The 18,913-nt window shown below is 67.0% G+C and carries 16 protein-coding genes and 1 pseudogene; 11 read left to right on the plus strand and 6 right to left on the minus strand.

The window, feature by feature from the left end:
• Positions 1 to 2: 2 nt before the first annotated feature.
• The 5 genes and pseudogenes from ACIA76_RS31190 (at position 3) to ACIA76_RS31210 (ending at position 5,152) form a co-directional block, all read left to right on the plus strand.
• Entirely contained in the window at positions 3 to 839 is an 837-nt protein-coding gene (locus tag ACIA76_RS31190) for a helix-turn-helix domain-containing protein (RefSeq protein WP_397156961.1), read from the plus strand.
• A gap of 271 nt (positions 840 to 1,110) precedes the next feature.
• A pseudogene (rplL, locus tag ACIA76_RS31195) lies at positions 1,111 to 1,338 on the plus strand (50S ribosomal protein L7/L12); the annotation flags it as partial.
• A gap of 70 nt (positions 1,339 to 1,408) precedes the next feature.
• Complete coding sequence (locus tag ACIA76_RS31200; protein ID WP_397156963.1) at positions 1,409 to 1,786, plus strand: surface-adhesin E family protein; 378 nt, start codon at positions 1,409 to 1,411, stop codon at positions 1,784 to 1,786.
• A gap of 221 nt (positions 1,787 to 2,007) precedes the next feature.
• Positions 2,008 to 2,229: a hypothetical protein gene (locus tag ACIA76_RS31205; protein WP_397156965.1), complete on the plus strand. Its 222-nt coding sequence runs from the start codon at positions 2,008 to 2,010 to the stop codon at positions 2,227 to 2,229.
• A 205-nt stretch (positions 2,230 to 2,434) separates the two neighbouring features.
• A complete protein-coding gene (locus ACIA76_RS31210; RefSeq protein ID WP_397156968.1) occupies positions 2,435 to 5,152 on the plus strand; it encodes an aminotransferase class I/II-fold pyridoxal phosphate-dependent enzyme in 2,718 nt (905 codons plus the stop codon).
• A gap of 1 nt (position 5,153) precedes the next feature.
• Here the strand turns inward: ACIA76_RS31210 and ACIA76_RS31215 are convergent, their stop codons facing one another.
• The gene (locus tag ACIA76_RS31215; RefSeq protein ID WP_397156971.1) at positions 5,154 to 6,494 is read right to left on the minus strand and encodes a cytochrome P450; all 1,341 of its coding nucleotides are present in this window, start codon (positions 6,492 to 6,494) and stop codon (positions 5,154 to 5,156) included.
• A 270-nt stretch (positions 6,495 to 6,764) separates the two neighbouring features.
• Here ACIA76_RS31215 and ACIA76_RS31220 point away from each other — a divergent pair, with 270 nt between their 5' ends.
• Together ACIA76_RS31220 and ACIA76_RS31225 are read left to right on the plus strand one after the other, a co-directional pair.
• On the plus strand, positions 6,765 to 7,277 hold the full coding sequence (locus tag ACIA76_RS31220) for an AAA family ATPase (RefSeq protein ID WP_397156973.1): 513 nt from the start codon (positions 6,765 to 6,767) through the stop codon (positions 7,275 to 7,277).
• A gap of 103 nt (positions 7,278 to 7,380) precedes the next feature.
• Positions 7,381 to 8,655, plus strand: a complete 1,275-nt coding sequence (locus tag ACIA76_RS31225) for an FAD-binding oxidoreductase (RefSeq protein ID WP_397156976.1) — start codon at positions 7,381 to 7,383, stop codon at positions 8,653 to 8,655.
• Positions 8,656 to 8,725: 70 nt separating this feature from the next.
• Here the strand turns inward: ACIA76_RS31225 and ACIA76_RS31230 are convergent, their stop codons facing one another.
• Complete coding sequence (locus ACIA76_RS31230) at positions 8,726 to 9,142, minus strand: cytochrome c oxidase subunit 4 (RefSeq protein ID WP_397156978.1); 417 nt, start codon at positions 9,140 to 9,142, stop codon at positions 8,726 to 8,728.
• A gap of 13 nt (positions 9,143 to 9,155) precedes the next feature.
• Positions 9,156 to 10,157, minus strand: a complete 1,002-nt coding sequence (locus ACIA76_RS31235) for a cytochrome c oxidase subunit II (RefSeq protein ID WP_397157017.1) — start codon at positions 10,155 to 10,157, stop codon at positions 9,156 to 9,158.
• 373 nt (positions 10,158 to 10,530) lie between these two features.
• On the opposite strand from ACIA76_RS31235, the gene asnB reads away from it, so the two are divergent.
• Complete coding sequence (gene asnB / locus ACIA76_RS31240) at positions 10,531 to 12,456, plus strand: asparagine synthase (glutamine-hydrolyzing) (RefSeq protein WP_397156980.1); 1,926 nt, start codon at positions 10,531 to 10,533, stop codon at positions 12,454 to 12,456.
• Positions 12,457 to 12,651: 195 nt separating this feature from the next.
• The gene (locus ACIA76_RS31245) at positions 12,652 to 14,271 is read left to right on the plus strand and encodes a purple acid phosphatase family protein (RefSeq protein ID WP_397156983.1); all 1,620 of its coding nucleotides are present in this window, start codon (positions 12,652 to 12,654) and stop codon (positions 14,269 to 14,271) included.
• On the opposite strand, the gene ACIA76_RS31250 is transcribed toward ACIA76_RS31245, so the two are convergent.
• Together ACIA76_RS31250 and cobT are read right to left on the minus strand one after the other, a co-directional pair.
• Positions 14,268 to 15,014, minus strand: a complete 747-nt coding sequence (locus ACIA76_RS31250; protein WP_397156985.1) for an adenosylcobinamide-GDP ribazoletransferase — start codon at positions 15,012 to 15,014, stop codon at positions 14,268 to 14,270. The genes ACIA76_RS31245 and ACIA76_RS31250 overlap by 4 nt on opposite strands.
• Positions 15,015 to 15,140: 126 nt before the next feature.
• Positions 15,141 to 16,943: a nicotinate-nucleotide--dimethylbenzimidazole phosphoribosyltransferase gene (gene cobT, locus ACIA76_RS31255; RefSeq protein WP_397156987.1), complete on the minus strand. Its 1,803-nt coding sequence runs from the start codon at positions 16,941 to 16,943 to the stop codon at positions 15,141 to 15,143.
• A gap of 75 nt (positions 16,944 to 17,018) precedes the next feature.
• Between cobT and ACIA76_RS31260 the strand changes: the two genes are divergently transcribed.
• The gene (locus ACIA76_RS31260; RefSeq protein WP_397156990.1) at positions 17,019 to 17,504 is read left to right on the plus strand and encodes a GNAT family N-acetyltransferase; all 486 of its coding nucleotides are present in this window, start codon (positions 17,019 to 17,021) and stop codon (positions 17,502 to 17,504) included.
• On the opposite strand, the gene ACIA76_RS31265 is transcribed toward ACIA76_RS31260, so the two are convergent.
• Positions 17,485 to 18,465 (minus strand): helix-turn-helix domain-containing protein, encoded by a 981-nt coding sequence (locus ACIA76_RS31265; protein ID WP_397156993.1) that lies wholly within the window; start codon positions 18,463 to 18,465, stop codon positions 17,485 to 17,487. The genes ACIA76_RS31260 and ACIA76_RS31265 overlap by 20 nt on opposite strands.
• A gap of 86 nt (positions 18,466 to 18,551) precedes the next feature.
• Here ACIA76_RS31265 and ACIA76_RS31270 point away from each other — a divergent pair.
• Positions 18,552 to 18,913: hypothetical protein (locus ACIA76_RS31270; RefSeq protein WP_397156996.1), on the plus strand; the 362-nt coding region annotated here is incomplete at its 3' end.

An 18,913-nucleotide genomic window follows, 5' to 3' on the forward strand; every position in this document is an offset into this window, starting at 1 on the left:
TAGTGACGGATTCGGTTCATGAGGCACGGGAAGCTCTTGGCAAGCGGCTCCGGGAGATCCGCCGCGATGCCGGGGTTACAGGCCGAGAGCTTGCCGCGCGCGCGGGCTGGCATGAGTCGAAGGTGTCGCGAATCGAGCATGGCAAAGCGAGGCCATCCAGCGCAGACCTTCGCGCTTACTGCCTGCACTGCAACGCCAACGAGCAGTTGCCCGACTTGCTCGCAAGTCTCCACAACATCGACTCCGCATGGCTGGAGTGGCGGCGACTGCTCGGCACGGGGGTAACGCGCGGTCAACAGCTGGCGTTGCATCTCGAGTCCGAGACGACTCTCATCCGGAACTATGAACCGCAGATCGTTCCCGGTCTCCTGCAGACTGCCGAGTACGCGGAGGCCAAGCTTCGGCGCGTAGTCGAGTTCTACCGCTTGCCAGACGACTTGGATGCTGGGGTATCCAAACGCATGGAGCGGCAACAGATCCTCTACCGACGCGACCGTCGATTCCATTTCCTCATCGGCGAGACATCGCTGTACACGACGGTCGGAGACAACCGCGTGATGCTGGGTCAACTGGACCGGCTACAGACCATCATCGGAATGCCCCGCGTCACGATCGGAATCATCCCACTCATGGCTGAGGCGCTCGTGGTGGTCGAGAGCTTCATGATGTTCGACAACCGCATGGTGAAGGTCGAGGCCCATACCGCCGAACTGACGGTAACGCAGCCTCATGAGGTCACACTCTACGGCCGGGCTTTCAATGTGCTGGCAGAGCAGTCGGCGACCGGCGATGCTGCACGCGGGTTGATCCGTAAGGCGCTGGAAACACGGACTCGATAGCCGACTCAGAGGGTATGCCCGAAGTATGGAAAACGCCGATCTTGTGCATCAGAAGGCAATTGAGAGCTGCTCTCCATGCGGGCGCGCGCCGACCAGGGCTGTTCCAGGGTCTGTTCCCCAATGCGAGATGCCCACGTTCTCAACCGATCTGAGGAACGCGCAGGCGACGTAACAGTGCCCCAATCAGGTTGAAAGGACACGCGAACCCGCCCCGCGGCGGGATGATGATCGGACGATGTGCGCCAACGAGGTGCCACGCCGACAGCAGGGGTCCGTCATGTACGAGGAGCAAACCGAGTTCAATGTGATGCTCATAGAAGCCAGTGAGAAGAAAGTCAACGTGATCAAAGCCGTCCGCGAGCTGACCGGCTTGAGCCTCAAGGAGGCCAAAGCCGTGGTCGACGGTGTCCCGGCGCAGGTCCTCGAAGGGGTGTCCAAAGACGCGGCCGATAAGGCGAAGGCGGTGTTGGAGGAGGCCGGGGCTCGTGTAGAGCTGTAGTGACTTGTAGGGGTGGTTCTTTCAGCCTTCGCGTGGAGGCACCCGATGTAGACGATGGGAGGACAAAGCCATGGCCGATTGGCAGAGTGTTGGATCCTCCGAGACGAGTGAGCTGAAACTCGATCAGGACTCGATCAAGGAAGTCAAGGGTATCCGTCAAGCATGGTCGATGTGGAACTTCAAAGAGCCGCGCAAGAACGACGGCGGCGATCCGCAGCTACCCACGTTCCAGTCGTACCAGAATCTCACGGAATACGATTGCAAGAACAAGACTTTGCGTTTGAAGAAAGAAATCCTCTTTGCTGAACTCGACGGAAATGGTGCCAAGGCTGACCACAGCGACGCTCTGAAGGATTCCAGGTTCGTCAAGCCAGCGGCAGGTTCGGTTGCCGAAACGATGATGAACTTCGTGTGCTCATTCCAGTTGGATGAGCGTCCCGCGAAGTAGCGGACATCCAAGGCAGCGTTGCCGCGTCGAGCAAGACGACCCCTCAGCAAGATACCGCTGAGGGGTCGCTGTAGGCCGGATCAACGCGCCAAGCGGGTCTCGGCCGAGTTGCCAAGCGCCCGCTCGGGTTCCACGTTAGATTAGCGACAGGTTGGTAACCCACCCGCTGAGCCGCCCCGCAGCCTGAATGGGCGAAGAGTGACACCAGGGAAAGGTGAGCCATGAGCAGCACCAGAGACGCCGGGCTCTCGATCACCGAGCGCATCAGAGCGGCTCGGGTCATCGCGTTCGCCCTGATGATTGTCGCGGCCGCTCTTGTGGTTCTGGGGCTGGGCTACTGGCAGCCATGGGCCGAGCCGAGGTATCAAGAGGTCAAGAATGACGACGGGGTGGTCGTCATGATGTGCGTGACGTACAAAGACAGCGTGACGTGCCCGCGGTGATGATCGCCCATCCGACGCTGCCGTGATCGAGGTCGGTTCGGGATATCGAACCGACCGGTAAATCCGTTTATAGCCAACACGTTTCACGTTCCCACCGTCACATGACGGACGCACCCCGTTCGGCTCGCGTCCACCCCTACGCGGGCCGGGCCTGCCAGCCTTGAGCGCGGACGGACGGGTCACGGTGACTCGGGATAGGACCGCCATGACGGAACATTTGCGCGCGTACAACAGTCTGTGGCAGGTCCGCAGTGACTCGTGGTGTCGATTGGAGGAGGCTTCCGATCGGCTGACGCGGCCGACCACTATCGGGGAATCGAAGGAGAAGTGGGCGGGGGCCTGTCAGGAATTGCTGGGCCGGCTGAGTACTTTGGAGCCCTACTGGGCTTATCCCGGTGCGCCTCAATTCGCGCGAATGCAAAGGCTTTTCACCGCCGGTGGATATGACAAGTTCGCGCAGGCGGTCGGGCGGATCAATCGGGCGCTGACCACGGAATCCTATCGGTCTGGCGATGTGGAGAACGCGGGCGCCGATGATCTGGACATGTTTCCATCGGATCCGCGGCAGCTCGCGCAATCGGCGGCACAGCGTGACCGGCCGTATTTCGAGGTGCTCGTTGTCGAGAAGATGACCGAGGATCAGGAACGCGCGCTGCGCAGCGAGGTGCGCAAATGGCGTCGCCCGGACGATGAATTCGTCTACGAGCTGGTGGTGGTGGCCAGCGGAGACGAGGCCCTCATCGCGGCGCGGCTCAACGTCAATCTGCAGGCCGTGGTGATCCGGCGGCGCTTCTCGCATCAATCGACCCGGGATCTGTCGTCGCTGTCGGAGTTCGTCGACAGCGACGTTTCCCACGAATTGGAAGATCATCAGACGCCCGAGGAACGCGCACAGATCCTCGCGCTCTCGCTGGCGAAGTTGCGGCCCGAACTCGACCTGTACCTCATGACCGAGATCGAGGTGGAGGAGATCGCCGGACGCCTGGGCCGATACTTCCGCAGGGTGTTCCACGCCCGGGAAGGCATGCTCGAACTGCACCTGTCGATCCTGCAGGGTGTCGCGGCGCGCTATCACACCCCGTTCTTCAGCGCGCTCAAGCAATACAGTCGCCGGCCCACGGGAGTCTTTCACGCCCTGCCGATTTCGCAGGCCAAGTCGATCGTCAACTCGCACTGGATCACGGATATGGCGAGCTTCTACGGCCTGGATGTATTCATGGCGGAGACCTCGGCGACCTGCGGCGGCCTCGATTCGCTGCTCGAACCGACCGGGCCCCTGCGTGAGGCACAACAACTCGCGGCGCAGACCTACGGCTCGCGCCACACCTACTTCGTCACCAACGGCACGTCCACGGCCAACAAGATCGTCACCCAGGCGCTGGTGGCGCCCGGAGATATCGTGCTGCTGGACCGCAACTGCCATCAGTCACATCATTACGGGATGATGCTCGCGGGCGCGAATGTCGTATATCTGGAGGCATATCCGCTCCACGAGTATTCGATGTACGGCGCGGTGCCGCTGCGCGAGATCAAGTCGAAACTGCTGGCGCTGCGCCGCGCCGGAAAGCTCGACCGCGTCAAGATGATGTCGCTGACCAACTGCACCTTCGATGGAATCGTCTACGACGTCGAGCGCGTCATGGAGGAATGTCTGGCCATCAAGCCCGACCTGGTATTCCTGTGGGACGAGGCATGGTTCGCATTCGCCGGATTCCATCCGGTCTATCGGACCCGCACCGCGATGGCATCGGCCCGGGCGTTGCGCGAACGACTGCAGGACCCGGCCTACCAACGCCGCTTCGAGGAGACTCTCGCCGCCGAAACACCCAGCGACGACGACCTTCTGGACCGTCGCCTCATACCGGACCCGGCACGCGCCCGGGTGCGGGTGTACGCCACCCAGTCCACGCACAAGACGCTGACCGCACTGCGGCAGGGATCGATGATCCACGTCTTCGATCAGGATTTCGACCAGAAGGTCGCCGAATCGTTCCACGAGGCCTATATGGCCCACACCTCGACCTCACCCAACTACCAGATCCTCGCATCGCTGGATCTCGGTCGCCGCCAGGCGGCGCTGGAGGGCGTCGAACTGGTGCAGCGGCAGATCGAGAACGCCATGCAGCTGCGCGACGCGATCGATAATCATCCGCTGCTCAGCAAGTACATGAACTGCCTTCGCACCTCAGATCTGATCCCGGAGCGCTTCCGGCCCTCGGCCATCGCCCAGCCCCTGCGCTCGGGTTTGCGCACCATGATGGCCGCGTGGGGGCAGGACGAATTCGTTCTGGACCCGTCGAGAATCACGCTGTCGATCGGGCGCACCGGCTATGACGGCGACACCTTCAAACGCCAGCAGTTGATGGACCGCTACGGAATTCAGATCAACAAGACCTCGCGCAACAGCGTCCTGTTCATGACCAATATCGGCACCACGCGCAGTTCGGTCGCCTTCCTGGTGGAGGTTCTGGTCGAGATCGCGCGCGAGCTCGACCAGAACATCTCCGAGATGAGCCTGGGTGAGCGCGAGCATTTCGAGCAGGCGGTACACCGGCTGACCGAACGCTCGGTCCCTCTGCCCGATTTCGGCGGCTTCGATCCCGCATTCCTGGATCACGGCGGGAGCGAGCCGACACCCGAGGGCGATGTCCGCCGGGCGTTCTACCTGTCCTATGACGACACCAACTGCGAATACCTCAGTGGCGAGCAGATTTACGAACGGCTGGACGCCGGAGTGGACGTCGTCTCGGCGACCTTCGTCACGCCCTATCCCCCAGGCTTTCCGGTGCTGGTGCCCGGCCAGCTGTTCAGCCGCGCGGTCCTGGATTTCATCCGGGCTCTCGACACCCCCGAAATCCACGGCTACAAACCGAATTTCGGCTACCGCGTGTATACGGAGAAGGCCGTCGAGATGGCTCGCTGAATCAGCGGGTGCGGGGCGTGAGGTGTACCCGGATATCGTCGGCCGCCCACAGCACGAATCGTTCGATCGGTGTCACCGGATGCCCCGCAACGGGTTCGAAGCGGAAACGCCGGATGAGCACGGCCAGGACCAGTTCCGCCTCCACCATGGCCAGCGCCGCGCCCTCGCAGCCGCGGGGGCCGAGGCCGAAGGGGAGATAGGCGTAGCGGTGCCGGGCCGCGGAAGGCTCGGGAGCGAAGCGGTCGGGGTCGAATCGGTCTGGGGCGGGCCAGTATTCGGGGTTCATGTGGATGGCCCGGAACGGGAGGAAGATCGTCGTTCCGGCCGGGATCGGGTAGCGGCCGACGGCCATATCCTCGGTCGCCTCGCGGGCGCCGTAGGGCCCGGGGGTGTAGAGCCGCATCGACTCCTGCAGGACCATGCGCAGATAGGTCAGGCGTTTGAGGTCGCGGTATTCGGGGGTGCGGTCGCCGAGGACCTCGGCGAGTTCGGCGGCCACCCGGTCGGCGATCGCGGGATGCTGCGCCAGCAGATACAGGGTCCAGGAGACCGCGACGCCCGTGGTGTGATGCGCGGCCAGCATGATCATCAGCACGGTGTCGCGGATACGCGCGGGCGGCTGTCCCGCGGCCGCCAGGGCGGCGATGAGATCGCTGTCGTCGCCGGGGATCCGCGCGTCGCGGCGATGGGCGGCCAGGATGTCGTCGACGGTCGCGCGCAGATAGGCCAGGGCCCCCTCGGCGCGCACACCACCGGCCCCGTCGCCGCTGTCGGTCTCGTAGAGCCGGCCCAGATATTCGGTCAGCACCTCCTCGAACGCCGCGACCACCCGGCCCGCCCGCTCCCCCGATCGCCATCCGGCCCCCAGCGCGTAGGCGCAGATCATCCGCAGCGACAGCTCGCTGAGATCCTGCTGCAGGGCGATCGGGCCGCCCGCGGCCGCCCAGCGATCGGCCACATCCTCGGTCAACGCCACGAATTCCGCGAAATGCCGCTCGTGCGAGGACCGTCCGGCCAGCACCGACAGCAGCACCCGCCGCCACGGCACATGTTCGGCGGCGTCCATGGTCTGCAGATTGCCCGATTCCTGCAGCGGGGCAAGGAATTCGAACAGCGCGTCCGGGCGGGCGTCGATCCGCGCGACCGGCTCGAGCAGCACCGGATCGGCGACCGACACCGCCCGCGGCACGCCCGGCAGCGGGAACCGGACAACGGACCCGTACTCGGCATGCAGGCGCAACTGATAGTTGTGCAATCCACCCGCGGCCGCGATCTCGGCCAGCCCATCGCCGTCGGGCCCCGGAATCGAGGTCCAGGCACTGCCGAGATCCGTTGCCGTCACGACATTCCTCCCGAATGGTAGTTCTTCCCGGCCATCCTCCTCGCCGCACCGCCCCAACGCAAGGCTGAACTCTGTTGGCAGACAGCATGTCTCAGTCATTGTGCCGCTCTCTCACACCATGCCCGACGGACTTCCCCGCCGCGTGAATTGACCTCGAGCAAAGTTGAGCTCCTAGCGTCGAGGGAGGGCTGGAATCACCGCGCGGGCACGGCACGATCGCCCTGACGCCGGGGGCCGATATCGAGGCGATCGCCGACTAAGCTCGCCACCGTGGAACGGATCCTGATATCCGGCATATCGGGAGCCGGAAAGACCACCCTGGCAACGGCGTTGGCGCATCGGCTCGGAGTGCCTCGGCATGAGCTCGACGCCCTGCATCACGGGCCGAACTGGACCAGGCGCCCGGACTTCGAGGCCGATGTGGAGCGCTTCAGCATCGGCCCTCGCTGGATCACCGAGGATCAGTACCAGGCGATCCTGGGTGATCTGCTGTGGACCCGCGCCGATACCGTCGTCTGGCTGGATCTGCCGCGCCGCACGGTGATGTTCCGCGTGATCCGCCGCTCGTTCCTGCGCGCCCTGCTGCGCCGCGAACTCTGGAACGGCAATCGCGAATCCTTCCGGAACTGGCCGTCGCCCGACCATCCCATCCGCTGGGCCTGGGCCCGGCACGCGCACCGCCGCGCACGCACCGAGGCGCTCGCGGCCGACCATCCCGGGGTGCGGATCATCCGGCTGCGCACCGCCGCCGAAGTCCGAATCTGGTTGTCCCAGTGGAAGTGAAACGTGGCGCTTTCGCGCCACGGACTGCCCCTCACCACGGCCGTCGTCGAGCCGACGCATTGGGGGCAGACGAAGTGGCCGGGGTGTGGTTAGCTGTGGGGCCATGAGCACGACGTTGGCCGCACTGCCGGAGGAATTCCTACCCCGCGACACCGCGGATGTCGTTCGTACAGTTCGCGATTCACGGCCACAAACACTGACCGTCTACGGCGGCGAGCCCACCGCCGAGGATGAGCTCGGCCCGCCGGACCGGCGTGTCGTGCTGTCGCTGCGCCGGATGAACCGGGTGCAGGCCGTCGACGCCGACGCCCGGCTGGTGCGGGTGCAGGGCGGCGCGCGGCTGTCCGATATCGACCGCACCCTGGCCGTGCACGGGCTGGGCCTGCCGATCGTCGGGGACCATCGCGAGATCACCGCGGGCGGCTTCGCGGCCGTGGGCGGGCTCAGCGGGGCCTCGCATCGGTACGGCATGTTCAGCGATAACGTCGTCTCGCTCGAATACGTCGATCCCGAGGGCAGATTCGGCACCTGCGGGCGCACCCATCACGCCGACCGGTTCCGGCGCATTCTCGGCAGCGGCGGGCGCGCGGGCATCATCACCGCGCTGACCCTCGAGGCCGTGGAGGTCGACAAGGATCGCACCTGGCTGACCTCGGACGCGCACCGCTTCCTGGACTTCGACACCTTCGTCGAGCATTCGCTCGCCGAGATCGTCAAGCCCGGTGACGCCATGCTGCAGGTCGGCCGCTGGGTCGACACCGCGCCGCTGCGCGTCTCACGGCCCGTCGGCACCGGCAACATCCAGCTGGGCACCGTGCGCTTCGGTCAGTGGTCGAGCCTGCACCCCACCGCCGCCACCCCCTCGCTGCGCGCCCGCCGCGAACTCGGCGCCCGGGCCCGGAAATCGCTGGGCGCCATCGCCTCGGCCGCCAAGGGCCCGGCCGGGATGCCCGTCCGCAACGCCGCCGCCGGCGCGCTGATGTTCGCCCCGAAGGTGCTCACCCTGCGCGACGCGGAATACCTCGCCGATACGGTGATCACCTCCTCCGAGCGCGGACCGGCCTACCGGGTCGCGGTCTTCGCCCCGCTGTCCAGCTACACCGCGGTCTTCCATCAGCTGCACGATCTGCTCACCGAGCACCGCGAACGCAACGGCGCCTTCACCGTCATCTCGGCCCTCACCTACGGCGTGCGCTCGCCCTATCTGCACGAATTGTCCGGCGAGGACCACGGATTCATCTCCTTCACCTGCCGGGTGCGCCCCATCGGCACCTATTCCGGCAAGCCGGGCACACCGGATCTGTTGCGCGACATCGACTCCGGCATCGCCGACATCTGCCGCGCCGAACGGGCCCGGCTGTACGACACGATCGACTGACCCGATCGCCATGTGACACAACGACGAACGCCCCGGCCGATATCGGCCGGGGCGTTCGTCGTTGGCTACCCTAGTGCTTCTCGGGGCCCAGATGGTACTCGAACACCAGTCCGCCGACCGTGATCAGAACGCAGATCACGCCGATCGCGATCAGCCACAGCTGGAAGAACGCGAAGCCGATGGCGGTCACCGACGCGGACCCGGCGATCAGGATGGGCCAGAAGCTACCGGGCGAGAAGAAGCCCAGATCGCCGGCGCCGTCCACGATCTCGGCATCCTCGTAGTCCTCGGGGCGCAGATCGAGACGACGCGCCACGAAGCGGAAGTAGGTGCCGACGATCAGGGTCAGCCCCGCGGTCAGCACGATCGCGGTGGTGCCCGCCCATTCGACGCCGGTGCGCGACTGGCCGGTGAAGAAGGCATAGATGACCGCCACGATGATGAAGAACACCGTGAGCAGCTCGAAGATGCGTGCTTCGACCTTCATGTCAGATCAGTCCTCACTTGCTCTCGGCGACGGTCGCGCCGCGGGCGGTGCGCGCGGTATCGAACGGGTGGGTCGTGACCGACACCGGGGACTCGCCGATGCTCGCCAGCGCCTCGGCGTTGGTCTTACCGACCCCGCGGGCCTTCAGATACTGCTCGAACTTCTCCGGCGAGACCGCGCGGACCTCGAAGTTCATCATCGAGTGGAAAGTACCGCACATCTCCGCGCAGCGACCGACGAAGGCGCCCTCCCGCTCGATCTTCGTGATCTGGAAGATGTTGTCGGAGTGGTTCTCCTTCGGATTGGGCATGACGTCCCGCTTGAACAGGAACTCCGGCACCCAGAAGGAGTGGATCACATCGGCCGAGGCCAGCTGGAACTCGATGATCTTGTTGGTCGGCAGCACGAGCACCGGGATCTCGGTGCTGGAGCCGACCGTCTCGACCTTGTCGTAGTTCAGGTAGGTGATGTCGTTGGCGGGCTTACCGTGCAGCGGGCCCGGCTGCGGGTGGCCGCTGGGCGACTTGCGCTCCTTGTACTCCTCGATGATCTGCTGATCGAGGCCCTGGCGGGTCTTGTCGACACCGTCGTAGAGCTGACCGCCGGGCAGCACGGCCTTCTGGTAACCGAACTTCCAGTTCCACTGGAAGGCGGTCACATCGACGACCACGTCCGGATTGCCGACCTTCTCGTGCACGTAGTTCTGCACGACCACGGTGAAGTAGAACAGCACCGCGATGATCACGAACGGAATCGCCGTGTAGGTCAGCTCCAGCGGCACGTTGTAGCCCGTCTGGCGGGGGAACTCCGGGGAGTTCGGCTTCTTGCGGTGGAAGACGACCGTCCAGAAGGTCAGGCCCCACACCAGCACACCCACCAGCAGGGCGGCGACGACCGACCACGTCCACAGTTCCCGCATCTTGGTCGCCTGCGGGGTCACACCCGTGGGCCAGCCGAACCGAAGCACGGGATTGTCGATCGAGCAGCCCGAGACGAGCAGCACGGTGATCCCCATGGACACCGCCAGCCCGGCCCGCCGAAGGATGCGGCCCCGGCCGGAGGTTGCGCCTCCGCCGGGTCGTGCCCCTATCGCTTCGCTCGCCTTGTGCGCCACGCTCAACGCCTTCCTGGTCGTCTATCCGACTCGGCGCCGCCCGGTGCACGGACGACGCACTACTCAGCACGTTCGGGGCGCTCGCGGGCGGACGGGTGCAACGCACGATCCGCCCCGGGAGTTCCCGAGTACTACGCAGCGTAGACCAAACCGGGTGCTGTGTTGTGACCGGGTCGATTTCGACACACCGGGCCCAGCGGGAAAGCCGCGCCTACGGCATACTCGGAAGCCTCCCGGCTCACCCCTCCAATCCGGAAACGAGGTTCTGCCCGCAGTGTGTGGACTGCTCGGATTTCTGACCGCCGATGTGGCGACCGACGAGGTCGTGCGACAGGTCTACGACGCGCTGCAATGCGGGCGGCACCGGGGCCCCGACGAGCGCGGCACCTGGCACGACGAACACGTCATTCTGGGCTTCAACCGGCTGTCGATCATCGATATCGACCATTCGCATCAGCCGCTGTTCTGGGGGCCGCCGGAGAATCCGCAGCGCTATGCACTGGCGTTCAACGGCGAGATCTACAACTACCTCGAGCTGCGTGAGCAGCTGACCGCCGAGCACGGCGCGCAGTTCCACACCGAGGGCGACGGCGAGTCGATCGTCGCGGCCTATCACCATTGGGGCACCGAGGCGTTCGCGCGGCTGCGCGGCATGTTCGCCCTCGCCATCTGGGACAGCGAGACCAAGCAGATGACGCTGGCCCGCGACCCGTTCGGCATCAAGCCGCTGTTCCTGGCCACCGGGCCGAACGGCACCGCCTATGCCAGCGAGAAGAAGAGCCTGCTGGAACTGCTTCCGGCGCTGGGGCTTTCGGACGAGCTGGATATGCGGGCGCTGGAGCACTACACGGTGCTGCAGTACGTGCCGGAGCCGGAATCGCTGCACGCGAACATCCGGCGGCTGGAGTCCGGCTGCTACGCGACGCTGACGCCCGGTGAAAAGCCCCGCAGCACGCGGTATTTCGAGCCGACCTTCCGGGTGCGGCCGTTCGCGCCGAACGGTGCGGAGCGCCGCTACCGCGAGATCGCCGCGGTGCTCGAGGATTCGGTCGCCAAGCATATGCGCGCCGATGTGACCGTCGGCTCGTTCCTGTCCGGCGGCATCGACTCGACCGCGATCGCGGCGCTGGCCATTCGGCACAATCCGGACCTGCTGACCTTCACCTCCGCCTTCGAGCGGCAGGGCTACTCCGAGGCCGATGTGGCCGCCGAGACCGCCGCGGCGATCGGGGCCAAGCATTACATCCGGATGGTGAGCCCGGAGGATTTCGCGAACGCGATTCCCGAGATCGTCTGGTATCTCGACGATCCGGTGGCCGATCCGGCGCTGGTACCGCTGTACTTCGTGGCCAAGGAGGCCCGTAAGCACGTCAAGGTGGTGCTGTCGGGCGAGGGCGCCGACGAGCTGTTCGGTGGGTACACCATCTACCGGGAGCCGTTGTCGCTGAAGCCCTTCGAGTATCTACCGCAGGGCGTGCGCACGCTGGCGGGCAAGCTGTCGGATCGGATTCCGGAGGGTACGCGCGGCAAAAGCCTGCTGCATCGGGGTTCGCTGACCCTCGAGGAGCGCTACTACGGCAACGCCCGCAGCTTCAACGATGCCCAATTACGTTCGGTGCTGCGCGATTTCCGCCCGGAGTGGACTCATCGGGACGTGACCGCGCCGATCTACGCGCGCTCGCGGGGCTGGGATCCGGTGGCACGCATGCAGCATCTGGACCTGTTCACCTGGCTGCGCGGCGACATCCTGGTCAAGGCCGACAAGGTGACCATGGCCAACTCCCTCGAGCTGCGGGTGCCGTTCCTGGATCCGGAGGTCTTCAAGATCGCCGAGCAGATCCCCGTCGACCAGAAGATCACCAAGGACACCACCAAGTACGCCCTGCGCCGGGCCCTCGAGACGATCGTCCCCCCGCACGTCCTGCATCGCCCCAAACTGGGCTTCCCGGTCCCCTTGCGGCACTGGCTGCGCGGCCCCGAACTCTACGACTGGGCCGCCACCCAGATCGCCGAATCCCAGACCGACCACCTGCTGGACAAGTCCGCGATCAAGGCCATGCTCGACGCCCACCGCACCGGCGCCGCCGACCACAGCCGCCGCCTGTGGACCCTGCTGATCTTCATGATCTGGCACGGCATCTTCGTGGAGAACCGCATCAAGCCGGACATCCAGGAACCGACCTACCCGGTGCGGCTGTAGTTCCCGGCCGAAGGCATGCCGGGAACGGAGCACGCTCCCGTCCCCGCCGCACGCCGCAGGCCCTCCTGTCCCGCCGCCCGGCCGCCAAGCCCTCCTGTCCCCGCCGCCCGGCCGCCAGGCCGGGCGGCGGGGTCGTTTACCTCTCGTTCGCCGTGTCGTGGCAATCCGAGAACCGAGGGCAGGTTAGCTGTGGGCATGACCGAGCACGAGGGATCCGAGAGCACCGAGGCGACTCCGGAACGCGGTGTGAGCAGGCGATGGCTGTTCGGAGCTTCCGGGGCGGCTGCTATCGCCGGGCTGGCCGTGGGCGCCGGCGCCACCGCGGCGTTGCGCGAGGACAACGGTGGCGGTCAGGAATACTGGCCGCGGTCGGCGGAGCTGATCACCGGGCCGGATGGCAGTGCGGCGCCGCGGGTTTCGGGGATTCATCTGCAGTTCGGGGCGGATGCCGCGCGGGAGGCGGTGATCTCGTGGCATACGGTCGGGTCGGTGAGCGATCCGAAGATCCGATTCGGCACGGCCACCGACGGTTTCGGCACCGTCGTGCAGGCGCGCACCCGGACCTATCGGGATGCCAAGTCCGGCATCGAGGTTGCGGCCCATCATGCCGTGCTGACCGGGCTCACCCCCGATACCGACTACGTCTACTCCGCCGGGCACGACGGCGCGCCGCCGGAGCTGGGCACGCTGCGCACCGCGCCCGCGGGCCGGGCGGCGTTCCGGTTCACCAGCTTCGGCGATCAGGGCACGCCGACCGTCGGCAAGCTCGACAACGGCAAGTACGTCAACGACAACCTCGGCTCCCCGTTCGCCGGGGACGTCACCGCCGGGATCGAGCGGCTGGCGCCGCTGTTCAACCTCGTCAACGGCGATCTGTGCTACGCCAACCTGTCCACCGACCGGATCCGCACCTGGAACGACTGGTGGGCCAACAACTCTCGCTCGGCCCGCTACCGGCCGTGGATGCCCGCCCCCGGCAACCACGAGAACGAACTCGGTAACGGCCCGATCGGATACGACGCCTTCCAAACGTATTTCACCGTCCCGGACAATCACAGCGAGGAGCTGTCGCACGGCCTGTGGTACTCGTTCACCGTCGGCGGTATGCGGGTGATCGCGGTGGCCAACGACGACATCTGCTATCAGGATGCGGGCAACACCTATGTGCGCGGCTATTCCGGCGGCGCCCAGAAACGTTGGCTGGAGGCCGAATTGGCGGCCGCGCGCGCCGACCGCGGCATCGACTGGGTGGTGGTGTTCATGCACCAGACCGCGATCTCCTCCGCCGACAAGTTCAACGGCGCCGACCGTGGCATCCGCGAGGAATGGCTGCCGCTGTTCGACAGGTATCAGGTCGATCTGGTGCTGTGCGGGCATGAACATCATTACGAGCGTTCACATCCCGTGCGCGGCACCCTCGGCACCGACACCCTCACCCCCAAACCGGTCGACACCCGCACCGATGTGATCGACACCAGCAAGGGCACTGTGCATCTGGTGATCGGCGGCGGCGGCACCTCGGCCCCGTCCAATGCCCTGTTCTTCCCCGGACACCAGTGCCGCGTCATCACCGCCGTCGGCGACGTCGACCCGGCGACCGGGAAGAAGACACCGGTCTACGTCCTGGAGCAGGCACCCTGGTCGGCCTTCAAGGATGCCGAACACCCGTACGGCTTCTGCGCCTTCGACGTCGATCCGGGCCACCCCGGCGGTGACACCACGATCAAGGCCACGTACTACGCCCTGGTCGGCCCCACCAGCGAGCTGAAGGCCGTGGACAGCTTCACCCTCACCCGTCCCCGCTCGGATCGCTAGGGACGCGACGACAGCACCGCGGCCGTCACCGCGACGGCGATCTCGACGGCCGCGCCGAGCACATCACCGCCCAGCCCCTCGAAACGGCGGACGCAGTGGCGAACGACGACGCGGGTGACGACCAACGCCAGGACAACGGCCACCGGACCCAGCCAGAACGGGTCCGGTGCCGCGAAATACGCTGCCGCCACGGCGAATACCGCCCAGGCGACGGGCGCCGCACGGCCCTGTGTGCCCGCCACCAACGCACCGAATCCCGTGCCCGGGGCCGCCGCGGCTCCCCGGCAGGCCCACACCACGGCCACCCGCCCCACCGTCACCGCGACCGCGATCGCCCACCACCGATGGGCATCGGCCAGCGCCGCGAACGACAACGCCTGCACCCCGATGGCGAACACCAGGGCCGCGGCCCCGAACGCCCCGACCCCACCACTCTTCATGACCTCCCGCGCCCGCTCGGGCGGCCCATAACACCCCAGCCCGTCCGCGGTATCGGCCAGCCCATCCAGATGCATCCCGCGCGTGAGCAACGCCAATCCCCCGACAACCAGCACCCCACCCAGCGCGGAACTCGTTCCGGCCGCGTCGAATACCCGCATCGACGCGGCCGCCGCCAACCCCAGCACCAGGCCGACGAGGGGCGCCGACGCGATCGCCCGCCCCGCCACCTCCCGATCGATGGCCTCGGGCCCCCGCACCGGCAACACGCTCAACCACGAAAACGCCAGTCGCACAGCCTTCATCGCCGCCACCACACCGACAGCGGCCGGGCACCCTCGGGCCGCACCCACCACCGCGACCGGATCATCGGGCCGAATCCCCCTGGGATCCGGCCACTTTCGGGCCGCGCCGAACTCTCCCGGGCGCGGTCAGGAGACGACCTCGCTCGGGGTCTCGGCGGTGCTCACCCCGGCCTCGCCGAAGGTCGCCATCTCGCTCAGCGCCGCGACCGCCGCGCGCAGGATCGGCAGGGCCGTCAGCGCTCCCGAGCCCTCGCCGAGGCGCATATCGAGGTCCAGGAGGGGTTGCAGGCCCAGTTTGGTGAGGGCCATCTGGTGGGCCGGTTCGGTGGAGCGGTGGCCGGGGATCCACCAGTCCTTGGCGCCGGGGGCGAGCATCTCGGCCAGCAGGGCGGCCGCGGTGATCACCACGCCGTCGAGGATGACCGGGGTGCGCCGGGCGGCGGCCTGGGCCAGATAGCCCGCGGCGGCGGCCAGATCCGCGCCCGCGGCCACGCGCAGCAGCGCGATCGGATCCTTCAGATGCGGACGGGCGCGCCACATGGCGTCGCGGACCGCGGCGGTCTTGCGCATCCAGCCCGCATCGTCGACCCCGGTGCCGCGGCCCACCGCGAGCACCGGTTCGGTATCGGTCAGCGAGGCGATGAGAACCGTTGCGGGCGTGGTATTCCCGATGCCCATATCGCCCGCGATCAGCAGATCCGCGCCGCCGTCGATCTCCTCGTCGGCGATCGCCCGGCCCGCGGCCAGCGCGGCGTTGACCTGTCCTTCGGTGAGGGCATCCTCCCGGTCGATCGAACCGCTCGAACGGCGGATCTTGTAGCCGGAGACGGTCGGATCGGTCTCGCCGTCGACCGCGATATCCACCACCCGCACGGTCGCATCGGCCAACCGCGCCAACACGTTCACCGCGGCGCCACCGGCCAGGAAGTTGGCGACCATCTGCGCGGTCACCGCACTCGGATACGCCGAAACCCCGTGCCGCGCCACGCCGTGATCCCCGGCGAAGATCACCACCCGGGCCCGCTCGAACTGCTTGGGCGGGCAGACGCCCTGGCAGGCGGCCACCCAGTTCCCCAGCACCTCCAGCCGTCCCAGCGCACCCGCGGGTTTGGTCAATCGCAGCTGCCGCGCCTCGGCCTCGGCCCGGATATGAGCATCGAGTGCCGGAATCGTCGCGAAAATCGGTGCGTCGTGGACGGTTTCGTCACCCACGGACGCGTCCGGCGAGTCCGAATCGGTAGGCACGGCGGCGCTGTCGAGGGCCACGGCCGTCAGGCCGGTCGCCACCGGATCGGTCCCGGAGGGTGCCGTCGCGGCGGAAACGGCCGCGCCGGAGACCTTCTCGTCGGCCGGAGCCGAAACATCCGCGGGCCCGGCCACATCCGCGGACTTGATCCGCGTAGCCACCCCCGCGACGACCAGATACACCTCGTCACACACCCGCGCGAGCCGCTGATTCAGCTCCCCGATCTCATCGGCGAACAGCCGACCCGATCGCGTCGCGGGCACCACGCCCAGCCCGACCTCCGGGCTCACCAGCACCAGCCCCTGCTGATATCCGGTCACCGCCGCCACCAGCGCATCGGTATCGGCCGCGACCGTCCCCCGCGGTGCCTCCCACGCGGCCCGCGCATCGATCCGCCCGGTCAGCCAGGTCCCGATATCGTCGACCAGGGTCATGCGCACCGGATCGGCCAGCGCCGCCACCGGATCACCCTCCACGACCGTCCACTGCCCGGGACGCCGAACCCGGTGTGCCGCAACGCGGTCGGTGAAATCGGCATCACCGGGATCCACCGCGGCCGTCGCCACATACCGCACGACCCCCGCCCGCCCGGCCAGCTCCTCGGCGAACGCCGATTTCCCCGACCGGATCCCGCCGAGTATCAGCGTTCGCAGTCCCCGCCCGCTCGCAGCATCGTTCAACACGTCAGCACGGTACCAACCTCACGCCCGATCCCCGCACACCTGTGGGTCGTCCCGGCGTCGACCACACTGGTGCTCGTGAGTGATGTGACGATCCGCAATGCCGTGCCCGCCGACGAGCCCGCGCTCGCCGATCTGAACCGGCGCGTCTGGTCCCCGATCTCCGATGTCATCCCGCGTCCAGCGCCGGAGGCCACCTTCTTCGCCGATCCGGCCGACGCCGAGTTCTATCTGGTCGCCGAGCTCGACGCTCGCGTGGTCGGCTATCTGCGGCTGGTACAACCGATTCCGCTGCCCAGCGGCGCCCATGTGCGCCAGATCCAGGGCCTGGCGGTCGATGAGACCGTGCGCAGGCGCGGGATCGCCCGCGCCCTGCTGGACGAGGCGTGCGCCGAGGCGCGACGCCAGGGCGGCACCCGGCTCACGCTGCGGGTGCTGTCCACCAACGCCACCGCGCGCCGCCTCTACGAGCGGGAGGGTTTCGTCGTGGAGGGCGTGCTGCGCAACGAGTTCCGGATCGCGGGCCGCTACGTCGACGACATCGTCATGGCGCGATCGCTGTAGCGATCTGCTGGCCGAACCGACGCCGGTATTCGGTAGGGGCGATGCCGACCACCCGCTGGAAGTGATGGCGCAGCAGCGCGCCCGATCCGAAGCCGCAGCGCCCCGCGATGGTCTCGAGGTCGAGGCCGGTGTCCTCGAGCAGCTGCTTTGCCAGCAGGATGCGCTGATTGGTCAGCCATTTGACCGGCGTCGTCCCCGTCTCGGCGACGAAGCGCCGGGCGAAGGTACGAGTCGACATGGCCGCGCGGGCGGCCAGATCCTCCACCGAATGCGGGAAGTCCAGATGTTCGTTCATCCATTCCAGCGTGCTGCGCAGGCTGTCGGAATTGCATTCCGGGACGGGCTGTTCGATGAACTGGCGCTGCCCGCCGTCGCGCTGCGGCGGCACCACCATGCGCCGGGCGAGCTTGTTGGCGACCGCACTGCCCAGCTCCCGCCGGACCAGATGTAAACAGGCATCGATACCCGCCGCGGTGCCCGCGCTGGTGATCAGCGAACCCTCGTCGACGAACAGCACATCGGCATCGACGATCGCGGCTGGATACATCGCGGCGAGGGCGTCCGCATAACGCCAGTGCGTCGTGCATCTGCGCCCGTCGAGCAGCCCCGCGGCCCCCGCGAGAAACACACCCGAGCACACCGTCAGCACGGTCGCCCCCCGAGCCGCCGCATCCCGCACCGCCTCGACCACCCGGGAGTCGATACTCGCCCGATCCCCCGCCGGAAAGGCCGGAATGGCCACCAGATCCGCGTCCCGCAGCTCGGTCAGATCGTATTCGGGAGTCACCGAAATCCCCGGCGTCGACGAACTCAGCGCCTTCCCCGGCTCGGCCCCGCACACCCGGAAATCGAACGTCGGCAGCCCGTCCTCACTGCGGTCGAGCCCGAATACCTCACAGACGACACCGAATTCGAACATGGCAAGCCGGTCATTGAGCACGACCGCAACCTTCGAGAGCATGCCCAAAGTCTACGTGGCCGAATATCGACGAACAATGTCAGAGCTGCCACTGTTGTCTGTAAGTAGATGAGCGCAAACTTACCGCCATGACCACTTCCCTGCTCCTCCTGGTAGCCGCAGCGGCCATAATCCTCACCCTGGTCGCCCCCGCCGTCTTCCTGCGCCACAACCTCACCCTCCCCCTACTCGGCTCGAGCAACGTCCCCGACCGAGACACAGACCGCGTGAACGCAGAACTACGCGCAATCACCTCGATCCGCGAAACCACTTCGCCCCCCGAGCCCCCCAAGTCGACGCCCGAGCACCCCAAGCAGCCCCAGAATGCCGCTCCGGAACAAAACGGTCTGTCGTATCGCACCCACAAGGGAGCGAGCCCCAGGGCGAGCGACGGCGCGCGGCCCTGGGCGCCGGGGCGGCGGAGCGAGCCAAGAGGGCAGCCCGCCGGAGG

Source organism: Nocardia sp. NPDC051570 (assembly GCF_044454005.1).
Taxonomy (GTDB): Bacteria; Actinomycetota; Actinomycetes; order Mycobacteriales; family Mycobacteriaceae; genus Nocardia.